General features: G+C 41.9%; 11 protein-coding genes. 6 read left to right on the top strand and 5 right to left on the bottom strand.

What is annotated here, in order from left to right:
- Position 1: 1 nt before the first annotated feature.
- Both ACYTXU_RS10425 and ACYTXU_RS10420 read right to left on the bottom strand, forming a co-directional pair.
- Positions 2-235 carry a sulfurtransferase TusA family protein gene (locus ACYTXU_RS10425; RefSeq protein WP_462206682.1) on the bottom strand — a complete coding sequence of 78 codons (234 nt, stop codon included), beginning with the start codon at positions 233-235 and terminating at the stop codon, positions 2-4.
- Positions 232-1,320 (bottom strand): tRNA (5-methylaminomethyl-2-thiouridylate)-methyltransferase, encoded by a 1,089-nt coding sequence (locus tag ACYTXU_RS10420; protein ID WP_462206681.1) that lies wholly within the window; start codon positions 1,318-1,320, stop codon positions 232-234. Before ACYTXU_RS10420 ends, ACYTXU_RS10425 begins: the two co-directional genes overlap by 4 nt.
- Before the next feature lie 272 nt (positions 1,321-1,592).
- On the opposite strand from ACYTXU_RS10420, the gene ACYTXU_RS10415 reads away from it, so the two are divergent.
- The 5 genes from ACYTXU_RS10415 to dtd all read left to right on the top strand — a co-directional run bounded on the left by ACYTXU_RS10415 (position 1,593) and on the right by dtd (position 8,856).
- On the top strand, positions 1,593-3,674 hold the full coding sequence (locus ACYTXU_RS10415; protein ID WP_462206679.1) for a sensor domain-containing diguanylate cyclase: 2,082 nt from the start codon (positions 1,593-1,595) through the stop codon (positions 3,672-3,674).
- A 17-nt stretch (positions 3,675-3,691) separates the two neighbouring features.
- Positions 3,692-5,836 (top strand): sensor domain-containing diguanylate cyclase, encoded by a 2,145-nt coding sequence (locus ACYTXU_RS10410; RefSeq protein ID WP_462206678.1) that lies wholly within the window; start codon positions 3,692-3,694, stop codon positions 5,834-5,836.
- Between the two features lie 172 nt (positions 5,837-6,008).
- Entirely contained in the window at positions 6,009-7,832 is a 1,824-nt protein-coding gene (gene typA / locus ACYTXU_RS10405) for a translational GTPase TypA (protein ID WP_462206677.1), read from the top strand.
- 193 nt (positions 7,833-8,025) lie between these two features.
- Positions 8,026-8,397, top strand: coding sequence for a hypothetical protein (locus ACYTXU_RS10400; RefSeq protein WP_462206676.1), 372 nt, complete (start codon positions 8,026-8,028; stop codon positions 8,395-8,397).
- Positions 8,398-8,418: 21 nt separating this feature from the next.
- The gene (gene dtd / locus ACYTXU_RS10395) at positions 8,419-8,856 is read left to right on the top strand and encodes a D-aminoacyl-tRNA deacylase (protein WP_462206675.1); all 438 of its coding nucleotides are present in this window, start codon (positions 8,419-8,421) and stop codon (positions 8,854-8,856) included.
- A gap of 6 nt (positions 8,857-8,862) precedes the next feature.
- Here the strand turns inward: dtd and ACYTXU_RS10390 are convergent, their stop codons facing one another.
- The 3 genes from ACYTXU_RS10390 to ACYTXU_RS10380 are packed head-to-tail and all read right to left on the bottom strand — an operon-like array spanning position 8,863 to position 12,143.
- The gene (locus tag ACYTXU_RS10390) at positions 8,863-9,417 is read right to left on the bottom strand and encodes an SRPBCC family protein (protein WP_462206674.1); all 555 of its coding nucleotides are present in this window, start codon (positions 9,415-9,417) and stop codon (positions 8,863-8,865) included.
- A 15-nt stretch (positions 9,418-9,432) separates the two neighbouring features.
- Positions 9,433-11,310, bottom strand: coding sequence for an MFS transporter (locus ACYTXU_RS10385; protein WP_462206673.1), 1,878 nt, complete (start codon positions 11,308-11,310; stop codon positions 9,433-9,435).
- Between the two features lie 26 nt (positions 11,311-11,336).
- Complete coding sequence (locus ACYTXU_RS10380) at positions 11,337-12,143, bottom strand: TatD family hydrolase (protein WP_462206672.1); 807 nt, start codon at positions 12,141-12,143, stop codon at positions 11,337-11,339.
- An 88-nt stretch (positions 12,144-12,231) separates the two neighbouring features.
- Between ACYTXU_RS10380 and ACYTXU_RS10375 the strand changes: the two genes are divergently transcribed.
- Complete coding sequence (locus ACYTXU_RS10375; RefSeq protein WP_462206671.1) at positions 12,232-13,278, top strand: AI-2E family transporter; 1,047 nt, start codon at positions 12,232-12,234, stop codon at positions 13,276-13,278.
- Positions 13,279-13,300: the final 22 nt, after the last annotated feature.

Raw genomic sequence — 13,300 nt, 5'->3', positions numbered from 1 at the left:
GCTAATTAGCGGTTTTTTTTATGATGAAGGTGATTTCTCTACCCTGCTCTGTGGTTTCAACAACTTCTTGCTGATTAATACGACACCAGGTTGGGATATCACTTAGAGTGCCAGGATCAGTGCAGGTTACTTTCAGGAATTCGCCGACCTGAAGTTCTTTGAGAGCATTCTGGGTTCTAATGACTGGCATCGGACACAGTAAGTTGGAGCAATCGAGTTCATGGTGTTTGCTCATACGTGCCACTCTTCCTTGACTTCATGAGCCGGTAGAGGTGGAACATCCATGACATAAGATGTGCCGTTGTAGTTCTCAACTTGTACGGTTACCGATTCTGCGCTTTTACCGCCGGAGTAGCGAGCGGCTATTTGTGCCGCCAGTTTGATGTCATCTTTATCAAAGGAGCCATCCAGCAAGGTCAAAGGTCCGCCATGGCTGACGGTGTGGATGCTGGTAAATTGCTTTTTATAACCCGTCAGAAAGTTATTTTCCCCTTCTTCACGACTGACTATAAGTTTAAAGTTAGGCTTTGGACGAATATGGCGTCCAACTTTAAGCAGCATTATATCGTCAAGCTCGTAACGTCTTTCGCCACGCGCTTCCCACAGGTCGGCGAGCTTAGCTGAATAATTCGCATCGGTTAAGAAACAGCAGCCACCCGCAGGTTGTGCAAAGTCCTCAAAGCCAAATTGCTTTGCCAATTCAAACTGAGGTTTACGACTGCGGCCTGAGAAATCGTGAAGTTTTTCTCGATCAACCCAGCCTTCTCGCTCGGGAAGGGTAGGCATAAGATTTTTGGCGCATAAGGGGCGTAATAAACGGTCCTCAGCACCAGATTCGCGAGCAATAATGGGCATGGTCTCTTTGCGCTGAGATTTTGGTCGCTGACCAATGACTTCGCCGGTAATGATGAAGTCAAAACCATTTTCTTCGGCCCAGGCCCAAGCTTGGGCCTGATTAACCATAAAGATTTTACAGTCAAGGCAAGGGTTCAGGTTAGCGCCATAGCCGTGTTTAGGGTTAAGCACGATGTCTTTATATTCCTCTGATATATCAATAATATGCAGCTTAATACCCAGTTGTTCTGCAACCCATAATGAGTTGTTGCGTTTTTGTTTGTCTTTGTCTTTTTTGCGTATGGCGTGAGTATGCCCCTCGACACAAAATCCGGTGTAAAAGTTAATGCCTTCTACATGAATTCCTTGCTCCTGAATGACTTTGGCAGCGAGTAAAGAATCCAGGCCGCCGGAAATCAAGGCAACAGCTTTTCGTTGCTTTTGTGGGGTGGTTTTAGAGTTTTGTGCAGAAGTAGCTTGAGTCATAATCAGAAAATCAATAAGTTACGCATTATAAAGTGCTCAAAAAATGGACAGAGATTATATATTAGCAAGCCACCAGAGGCAAAGGGTGAAGCGCTATAGGGCGATAAAAAATAATATAAAGCACAGACAGTACTCAGTTGGACGGGTGTCGAAACAAAAAAAGTTTGGTATATCAGTGGATTAGGTTACTATAGAGTTGCTGGTAACAGGAGGAAATTCTGGAAACTGGAAGACAAAGACAAGACATATTAAAAGAGCTGGGCTACGCCGCTGTGTTTGGCCTTACGGCACTTCTCGTTAATAGTTTTCTAATAGTGCACCTCTATGGCAACCTAAGCCTGCACTTTGGACAAATCTTTGTCATATTCTGTTTGATGACCAGGGGACTCTATCCTGCTGCTCTGGCTGCTTTAATCGGTTCAGTCGGCCTCTACCTGGAAACGCATAATCCCGCTTTCTTCATCAACTCCTTAATCGAAATTGTATTTTTATATTGGCTCAGCCGAAGAGGTTGGTTGTTACTGCTGGCCGATGTGGTTTATTGGCTAATTATTGGTATTCCCATTACCTACTTCTTTGTCATTTATTTCTATGGGATTACGTCTAGTGACTTTATCCAGGTCATCATGCTGAAGCAATTGTTAAATGGTGTGTTAGTGGTTTCGGCAGCGTCTTTACTGAGACCTTTTATCCCAAGGCGTTGGTACGAAATAGATGCGCAAGTAAAGCTACCGAAGTTATCGTACCGGATATTTGAACTGTCAATGATTAGTATTGTGTTGCCATCTCTGGTAATCACTCTGATATTATCAAACAATTCAGCCAAAATTGCAGAAGAGCAGGCAAGCGATTTACTGGCAATACAAGCTGAGCATTATGCTGAGATTACCGACAATCATTTAATCTTTCATCAGCGCATGGTCGACAATCTAGGCAATGCATTAAGCTGGCAGCTTTACAATGAGACAGAAAAATTAGAGCTGCTACTAGATTCGCATAATCAATACCCTGATATCTTTTCAATGCTGATAACTGATGAGGTTGGCTTTGTTACCCATGGAGCCCCTGAAGACTTTCAGGAAACTTTGTTAGGCTTACCGCGCGAAGAAAAAATGGTCGATGATAGGTTATATTTTCAGGTACCTCACTCTAGAAATGCTCATTATATTTCTGATGTGTTTCAAGCAAGAGGTTATGGTAATGATCCGATTGTAGCCATTAGCGCTCCATATTATGAGAGGGATGTGTTTGCAGGGATCGTCCAGGCAACCTTAAACCTGGCAAATTTCAAAAAGTTTGAAAGCAGTCCCGACAGTCAAAATATTCTTGTCATAGTTACAGATTCGAAAGGACATATAGTTTACTCCTCGAATCCATTAAATCTTGAGCCTTTATCTGAATTTGAAGTGCGTGAAGCGGAACAGGTTTACACACAGGAACTCCCCTTGCTTGAACTGGATAGCAGCTATTTTCTGTATAAAAAAAGTATTACCGATACTGGCTGGAAAATATATGCATTAAGTTCGCCGGATGCACTGATTGATGCCTACAAAAGTGACTTCTACAAATTAATTATCAGTTTATTGGTGATTGCTTCTATTGTGTTACTAGTAACGAGAAGATTTTCAAAGCAAATCACTCGTCCTTTAGAGAATATTGTGCATTACTTTTCAGCGAATGACCCGATACCTGCAAAACCTAGAACAACCTATAGTAGTATTGAAATTGAATCTGTCAGAGACCAGTTACAACAAGCGCAGTTCTTTATGCTCGAGTATCAAAAAACACTGCAGGAGCAAGTAGACGAAAAAACAAAAGAACTTCGCGAAGCAAATGAAAAATTGGCTGTGGTCAGTGTGCAGGACGAGTTAACTAAAATTTATAACCGTCGTGGTTTTAATCAAAATGCGAAAAATGCATTTGCAGTTTCCGTACGTCACGCAACTCCAGTAACGTTAGCTATATTAGACATAGACCACTTTAAAAAGGTTAACGATGAATGGGGGCATAGTGCTGGAGACGAGTGCATTATAATGGTTGCTCAGGAAATGAAAAAACGCTTTAAAAGGGATTCGGATTTTATAGCGCGTTATGGTGGCGAAGAATTTGTTGTCTTTATTGCTGGCGGAGACGCTGAAGTGCATAAAAAAATGCTTGAAGAGTTAAGAATTAATATTGCCAACCATGAAGTCTATTATGAGGATGAAATTATTTCGATTACAGTCAGTATTGGAGCATACAGCATCGTCGAAAATTTAGATATTAGCTATGATAAGCTGGTCTCCAATGCGGATAAGCTACTCTATGAAAGTAAAGAGAGTGGTAGAAATAAGCTGACCTTTGATAAACAGTAAAAGGACTATTGATAGGGATGAATTTTGCACAAAAGTTATCAGGGAGTAATTATCACCAGGCGCTAACCTTGGGAACTATTTATGGGGTGCTTGGGCTAGTAGCAAATGCATGGTTAATAATACCCCTGTATGGCAATTTAAGCCTCCATTTAGGGGAGGTGTTTGTTATTGTCTGTTTGATAACTCGAGGTGTCTCACCTGCAATTATAGCTTCTATACTTACCGCCGCAGGACTTGTCTATCAAACTGAGAATTACGTCTTTTTCCTATCCGCAATTTTAGAAGTATTAGTTCTAAACTTTTTCCTTAGAAAAGGAATGTTGCTATTGCTGGCAGATGTTATCTTTTGGTTATTTATTGGGATTCCAATAGCTTATTTAACTATCACGTTTATTTATGACATTTCCTCTCTAGACTTTATGCAGGTCATTCTTCTTAAGCAAGCCATCAATGGTGTATTAATGGTGTCCATTGTAGCTTTGTTGAAACCATTTATACCTGGAGAATGGTTTTCTCTTGAGAACCAGCTTGATGTGCCAAAGCTTTCAGATAGAGTGTTTGAATTAACGTTAAATAGTATTTCATTACCGGCATTAATAATATCGTTATTTCTCTCGGACACCTCAGCAAATAATACTGAGGAACAAATCGAAGAATTATTAGAGGTAAGAGCAGAGCATTACACTAGTTATTTGAATAATCATATAGATTACCATCTTAAAGCAATAAACAGTTTAGAGTCAGTTATTGCAGCTCAACCAATATCTGAAATAGAAGGTGAAAAGCTGCTTAATCAATGGAACCAATTGTATGGTGGTTTCATTTCAATGATTATTACTGATAGTCAGGGGATGATTGTTAGTGGTTCACCAAAAGCATTCTATGAAAAAATGAGTTCAGCACCCCAGAGTGAAAGATTAGTTGAGGACAGAGATTATTTTAAGGTACCTAAAAATGAACTGACCCCATACGTTTCTCAGGTCTTTCAAGGTAGGGGGTTCGGTGATGACCCCATCGTTGCTGTTAGTGTTCCCATTATAAACGATGCAGGTAAATTTATGGGGATTGTAGAAGGCTCATTGAATGTCCCAAAATTCGAGCACATTGAGGCAAGTATGTCTGTATCGGATGGTCATATCATAATTAAAGATAAATACAAAAATATTATCTATGCATCTTCTGAGCTTGAACTAAATGCCTTAGAAAATTTTGAAATTATTGATGTGACGCCTACTTTCACCAATAAGATGAAAGTTTTTGAACTGAAAGGAAATCAATATTTATACCATGCTGATGTGACCAAGCATGGGTGGAGAGTTATTGCTTTAGCGGAACCTTATATTTTGATTGGTTCTTATGGTCGCAACTTTTTGAGGTTAACAGTGATATTGCTGATAGTCGCAATATTCTCACTAGCCGTAACCAGAAGGTTTTCCAAGCAAATTACTAAGCCACTTGAAAATTTGGTAAGGAACTTCGCTGCTCATAGACCAATATTAGATCCTGCCAGGAACGCCCAAACAAGTATCGAAATTGAGTCTGTTAGAGAGCAGCTTAAGGAAGCGCAATACCTTACGCTTGAGTATCAAGAAAGCTTAAAAAAAGAGGTTGAAATTAAAACTGCAGAACTTGTAGCTATGAATGAGCAACTCGAAAAAATGAGTGTGCAGGATGAGCTTACTAAAATATTTAATCGTAGAGGGTTTGAAAAGTCAGTCTATGAAATCTTTAAATTAGGGTGTCGTAATAAAACACCTTTGACTTTTGCAATTTTAGATGTGGATCACTTCAAGGCTGTCAATGATACTTGGGGTCACTCGGTAGGGGATGACTGTCTAGTTATGATTGCCAAAGAGTTAAAAGAGTACTTTCAAAGAGAAACAGACTTTGTTGCCAGATATGGTGGGGAAGAATTCGTTGTATTTTTATCCGGCGGTAATATCAGTAAGCATTGTCGTATGTTGGATGAGTTTCGTGAAAAAATTGCCAACCATAAAGTTTCAGCTAATGGAGAAGCGGTAAGTTTAACCGTAAGTATTGGTGTTTATAGCTTAGAAAATGACTTTGACATTGGTTACCACCACCTTGTGTCTAAAGCTGATCAGCTCCTATATCAGAGTAAAAATAACGGCAGAAACCGAATAACATGCGGCAGCCAGTAGTATAAGCTAGCTATTAAGTAATTATTTTTGGGTGTGTGATTCAGCTATCTTCTTGATATCTCAGCATAATCTATGAGCCAATTCTTAGGTCTAAAATAAAACTGACTATTTTCTGTGCGAATGGCGCTATCTAGTATAGAATATGCGCCATTTTTTCACCTTTGAGAAATTTATGATCGATAAGCTACGCAACATTGCGATTATTGCCCACGTTGACCACGGTAAAACAACTTTAGTTGATAAACTGTTGGAACAGTCGGGCACTTTGGGCGACCGCGCAGGCCCTCAAGAACGTGTGATGGATTCTAACGACTTGGAAAAAGAGCGTGGCATTACCATTTTGGCAAAAAATACTGCCATTAAATGGAATGACTACCGGATTAATATCGTTGACACTCCAGGACACGCTGACTTCGGTGGTGAAGTTGAGCGTGTTATGTCTATGGTGGACTCAGTGTTGTTGTTGGTTGATGCAGCCGAAGGCCCGATGCCGCAAACTCGTTTTGTTACGCAAAAAGCATTTGCTCAGGGACTAAAGCCGATTCTTGTTATTAACAAGATTGATAAGCCGAGTGCTCGTCCTGACTGGGTTATGGATCAGGTGTTTGATCTGTTTGATAACTTAGGCGCAACTGACGACCAATTAGACTTTGAAGTGGTTTATGCTTCAGCTTTAAATGGTTGGGCGAGTCGTGATGCGGAAAATACCGGCACTGATATGCAGCCCTTGTTTGAAGCCATTGTGAACAATGTGGCACCGCCACCAGCCAATGCAGAGGGTGGCTTCCAGATGCAAATTTCGCAGTTGGACTATAACTCCTATGTTGGCGTGATTGGTGTTGGCCGAGTGAGCCGTGGTAGCGTAAAACAAAATCAGCAGGTCACTATTGTCAGCGCTGATGGCACTAAACGAAATGGCAAAGTTGGCCAGGTACTTGGTTATTTGGGTCTTGACCGCCATGAAGTCGATTCAGCTGATGCAGGCGATATTATTGCTATTACCGGTTTAGGCGAGTTGAAGATTTCAGACACAATTTGTGATCAAAATGCGGTAGAAGCATTACCACCTTTGTCTGTTGATGAACCAACCGTAACCATGACATTCCAGGTGAATACATCACCGTTTGCAGGTAAAGAAGGCAAGTACGTCACGTCGCGCAATATTCTTGAGCGTTTGCAACAAGAGTTGGTACACAATGTTGCTCTACGTGTCGAAGAAACTGATGACCCGGATAAGTTCCGCGTTTCAGGACGTGGCGAATTGCATTTGGGTATCTTAATTGAAAACATGCGTCGCGAAGGTTTTGAGCTTGCAGTGTCGCGCCCTGAAGTTATTCTTAAAAATATTGATGGTAAGCTGCAAGAGCCATTCGAAACAGTGACGATTGACGTTGAAGAGCAACATCAAGGCAGTGTTATGGAGCGTATGGGAACGCGTAAAGCGGAATTAACCAATATGTCTCCGGACGGTAAAGGCCGCGTTCGTTTAGACTTCATGATGCCAAGTCGTGGCTTGATTGGTTTCCAGACCGAGTTTATGACACTCACTTCTGGTTCTGGTCTGATGTACCATACTTTTGACCATTACGGTCTTCATAAGGGTGGTGATATTGGCCAAAGAGCCAGTGGCGTGCTAATTGCTAACATGACTGGTAAAGCTTTGACCAATGCATTGTTTAACTTGCAAGAGCGCGGTCGTTTGTTTGCTAAGCACGGTGATGAAGTATACGAAGGCCAGATTGTCGGTATTCATAGCCGTTCAAATGACTTGACCGTCAACTGCTTGAAAGGGAAACAGCTTACTAACGTGCGTGCTTCAGGAACTGATGAAGCGCAGGTTCTAACTCCACCAGTAAAATTAACGCTTGAGCAAGCGTTAGAGTTCATTAATGATGATGAACTGGTTGAGGTGACGCCAACCAGTATCCGCTTGCGTAAAAAGCACTTGTCGGAAACTGACCGTAAACGCGCCAGTCGTCCGCCGAAAGCGTCTTAAGCTTTAAAAGACACTAAAAGCCGCTAGCTGCCTGGCAGTTAGTGGCTTTTTTATGCCCGCGATTTATCAAATTAGGTGAATGAGTTAGCAATAACTTAATAAAATCGTTACACTTTTTGCAGAGGGCTAAAAAAATTGCAACCATTTGCATTCAAGCCAATCAGATACACCATAAATTACAAAAAGGTCATCTATGAAGCAGATTAAATTGCTGGCGCTGGGCGTCTCACTGGTTGGAGTAACCGCTTGCACTACAACACAAGGCACCGACGCAGTTAATGCATTGAGTTACTTATTTTACGGCGAGGGCGGTCAACCAGCTCGCGCACAGATGCTTGATGCTACTGTTGAAGAAGCTTTGCAGTACGAATTTGATCGCTGCATTAGCGGGCAAGAGCTTACCACCGAAGTTCAGTCAGAATGTATCAAGACCGCATACGCTACCGTGAAAGAAGATATGAATCTTGAAGAAAGACGTGGGGCGGATGGTCGTGTGATTATTGAGCGTGTCGATGATGAAGATACGATTTATGAAGAGAGTGAAGAGCAAGAAAACGATAATTAATAAGAATAGAGTAACTAACGGATGATAGCTTTATTACAACGTGTGCTGGAGTCGAAAGTAGTTGTCGATGGCAAAACGATCGGTGCTATCGAACAGGGACTGATGGTTTTGTTGGGTGTTGAAAAAAACGATGACCAGGCTATTGCCGATAAGTTGCTCCAGCGTATCTTGAAGTACCGAGTGTTTAGCGATGCAGAAGATAAGATGAATCTATCTTTGCAGGATGTAAATGGTGGTTTGCTTCTGGTGCCGCAATTTACCTTGGCAGCTGATACACGAAGCGGTTTGCGTCCAAGCTTCTCTTCAGCAGCTCCGCCACAGAAAGGAAAAGAGTTATTTGATTATTTTGTAGAGCAAGCTCACGCACATTATGACAAGGTTGAGTGTGGTGAGTTTGGTGCCGATATGAAGGTCCATCTAATTAATGATGGACCAGTTACTTTTCAGTTAAAAGTGTAATACTTTTTAATAATCAATTTCGCCATTCATTTCGTCAGCTTCAGTTCGCTCAATGAGTTTTTTTAGGCTCTCAAGGTTTGATTGACTGACATCTTCGATACTGCCCTGGATTAAGAATAAAATAGCGTTTTGTACTATACCTTTGCCTGAGTACTGTTGCACCATCGTGACGGTTGTTGTGTTGTTATCTGCGGGTTCAAAGGTAACTGTTGTTTGGCCCGTTAACCACTCATTAGCATAATCATAACTGATTTGCTGATTAGCAACATAAGACGTCAGAGTATGTTGCATCTTAATTAAGTTACCCTCGGCAGATTTGTAGTTCATCGTCCATTCACTGCCAACCTCATTCAAAGAACCGCTAACATTCTCCAGTGAGTGGAATTCTGCCAGCCAATGATTCAATAAGAGGGGGTTGTTGTAGACAGCGAAGACTTGCTGCACCGGAGCATCAATAGTGACGCTGGCTTTGCTATCAAAGTCACGCTTAAAGATACCGATGGCAACCAACACCATAAAAAGGGTGCCGATAAAAATAAAGCCATACTTTAAAAATTTCATACGATATAAATCCTGTTACGGTTTATTGCTACGAAGTTCGCTAACGACTTCCTGTAAATACTCTTTTGATACATTCTGCGGCTTGATGGGCTCGCCAACTACTAATGTTACCTTGGTTCTTAATCGTTTTAAACGGTCGATAAATTTATTGACCGTTTTACGGCTGAACAAACTTTGCCATAGACCTTGCAGCGCCATAGGAATGACCGGAACTGGTGACTTCTCAATAATACGTTCAATGCCTGACTTAAAGTCGTTCATTTCGCCATCTGAAGTTAATTTCCCTTCAGGGAAGATACAAACTACTTCGTCATTATCAAGTGCCTCTGCAATCTGATACATGGCTTTATTCAGCAATTCTTTATCCTCATTGGCACCGGCGATGGGAATTGCTTTAGCTGTGCGAAAAATAAAACTTAAAACTGGAATCTTAAAGATTTTATGATACATCACAAAACGCACGGGGCGGCGAATAGAGCCCGCAATGATTAGCGCATCCACATAACTGACGTGATTACATACCAAAACATGGGCACCTTCGTCAGGAATATGACCTAACCCTTTTTTTCTGACGCGATAAATGGTGTGGATTAGAATCCAGACCAGGAAGCGCATCAGGAACTCAGGAACCAGCGTGAAAATATAGATGGCGACCAAGGCATTAAGAATAGCAACCAGTAAGAAGAATTGAGGAATGGTCATGCCATTACCCAGTAACACCGCGCCTAATACCGCAGCGACCACCATAAATAGTGCATTAAGGATATTATTACCGGCAATCACCCGTGACAAATGTGAGCGCTCGCAACGCTCTTGAATCAGTGCATATAGCGGCACAATGTAAAAGCCGCCAAAGATACCGACAAAAGCACAATTCAACAGAGTTCGAACGGAGCCATCTTGAGCCAGGTACTGTGCTGGTGATAAAAGCCCTTCGTAGCCGCTATGGGGATTAGCAAGAAAAATATCGATAGCAAACCAGGTCATACCGATTGCACCAAAAGGTACCAGGCCTAGTTCTACTTTGCGGCCTGACAGCTTTTCACACAGAACTGAACCAATACCAATGCCAACTGAAAAGCAGGCTGAGATCAATGTTGCTACGAGCTCATTACCATTCAGGCTTACTCGGGTGAAGTTTGGGATCTGGGTAAGGAACACGCTGCCATAGAACCAGAACCAGGAAACACCAAGAATCGATAAAAATACAACTCTTTGTTTTCTGGCGAACTTAAACGTTTTCCAAGTTTCAGTAACTGGATTCCAGTTTATTTTTAAATCTGGTTGAGCTAAAGGAGTGGGGGGGATTCTTCTACTAAATAGATAACCAATAACGGCGAGTGTTATTAATACTACGCTTAGTATTTGAGTCCCACTAGCACCGCGTTCCATTAAAACACCACCAATGATGGTACCTATAATAATGGACAGAAAAGTACCCATCTCAACTAAACCATTGCCTCCGAGGAGTTCACTGTCATCAAGATGCTGCGGTAAAATACTGTATTTAATTGGCCCAAACAAGCTCGACTGGAAGCCCATTAAGAAGAGAACAAATAATAAGAACCAGATGTTATTAAAGTAAAAACCAATCGCTGCAAATATCATCACGATTATTTCAAACAGCTTAACCTTTCTGATTAAAGCCGACTTCTCAAACTTTTCTGCAATTTGGCCAGCGGTAGCAGAGAAAAGGAAAAATGGTAATATGAATAGCCCAGCAGCCATATTAGTCATTATGTTTTCACTGAAATTAATTTCAGAAGCAACTTTGAATGAGATTAATATAATAACTGCTTGTCTAAAGATATTATCATTCATTGCCCCCAGCGCCTGGGTGACGAAATAGGATGAAAAGAATCGTTTTTTAAATAATGAAAACTGATTGGCCACTTATTATCCCTCTTATAATTTCTGATCTAGTTTGGCAAATTGAAAAAAGTCTGCGCATTCCTGTAAGTGATTTCGGCAAGGTGCTCTATTGATTGTTGCCGACAGCTCGCGACCTTTTGCGCGATATGCGGTAACAACATGGGCTCATTGCGTCCATCTTTAGGTTTTGGCCGTAAATCTCTGGGAGTAAGCCAGGGAGCGTCGGTTTCCAGCATCAGCCTGTTATCAGGTATTCGATGAACCATGCCTGCAAGCTCCTGTCCGCGTCTCTCATCGCATATCCAGCCAGTGACGCCTATGTATAGACCAAACGCTAAATACCGCTCCAGCGCCTGCTCAGAGCCAGTGAAGCAATGAATAACTGCTGGTGGAAGCTCACCTTGGTATTCCTGCAGCAGTTCCAGCATGGTATCGCTGGCATCTCGCTCGTGTAAGAATAAAGGTTTCTGTAGATTACAAGCCATTTCCAGTTGCTGTTTAAATACACGTATCTGGCTTTCGGGCGTGGAAAAATTACGGTTAAAGTCTAATCCGCACTCACCAACAGCCACGATTTTGCTTTCTTTGTGCAATGCTTTGATAGATTCAAAATCATCAGGACTCATGCGCTCTGCGTCATGCGGATGGCAGCCTGCAGTAGCATAGCAATGCTCATATTGCTGAGCCAGGGTGAGCGCTTGCTTGCTCTCTCGTGCATTGGTGCCAGTGATGATAATGGCTTCGATACCGTTTGCTAAAGCACGTTCAAGCACCTGCTCTCGGTCCTTATCGAAGCGATTGCTGGTGAGATTGACCCCAATATCAATGAATTGTAATTGTGCAGATTGCGCCATAAAGTCTGATTGGCATTAGAAAAAACCTTGTAAGATGTTATAAACTAAATCTGCCTTAAATCAAAGAGATAACAAAAAAGGGAATACCATGTCAGCAGAAACCCCCAGAGTTACTAACGCGCTGGTCGCCATCGCTGCAACTTTTCTGATCATTGCAGGGCTAAAAGCAGCCAGCGTGTTTGTGGTGCCAGTCATTTTGTCATTATTTGTGGCGATCATTTTAGGACCGCTGTATTTTTTCTTTGCCAAAGTAAAACTGCCGATCATTAAAAAAGACATGCCTGATTGGCTGGCTATTATTTTAGTCGTTGTCATTATGAGCCTGTTCTTTTTTATGATCGGTACATTGGTGGGCAATTCGGTCGAGCAATTTTCCAACAATTTACCTCGCTATGAAATGATGCTGCGGGCAAAATTCGATGGTCTGGTTGTCTGGCTTGCAGGGCTTGGTGTTGAAGTCCCGAAAACACCCTTGGCGGAACGCTTTTCTCCTGGCGTTATGATGAACTTATCGGCTGCAATCCTAAATGGCCTGGGCAGTGTGCTTAGCAATACCTTCTTAATTATTCTGACCTCCATTTTCTTGTTGATGGAAGCCAGTATCTTTGGTGACAAAATGAGACGTGCATTCCCTAATGTGGAAAGTAAAGCGCATCTTGGTTTGGGGGAAGTGATCACCAAGATTAAACAATATGCATCAATCAAGTCCGTGGTTAGTTTATTAACCGGCGCGATTATCAGTCTGTGGCTGTGGGTGATTGGTGTTGAATATCCCTTCCTGTGGGGCTTGATTGCCTTCATGTTTAATTTCATTCCGAACATTGGCTCGATCATTGCAGCTATCCCAGCGGTGTTGTTAGCCTGGTTAACCTCAGAAAGTTTAACCACGCCACTACTGGCTGCTGCGGGCTATCTAGCCGTGAATTTTGTTGTGGGCAATATCATAGAACCTAAATTCATGGGTAAAGGCCTAGGCCTTTCTACATTGGTTGTATTCTTATCATTATTATTCTGGGGCTGGGTGTTGGGGCCTGTTGGAATGTTGTTATCAGTACCGCTGACCATTATTGTAAAAATCTTCCTGGATGCGAATAAGGAAACTCAGTGGATCGGGATTATGCTGGGCGATAAGTAGTACTAAAGATAGCTAATTGATG

The sequence above is a fragment of the Kangiella sp. M94 genome, from assembly GCF_054926195.1.
The sequence above is the reverse complement of the archived record's forward strand: the minus strand, read 5'-3'. Positions and strand labels throughout refer to the sequence as shown.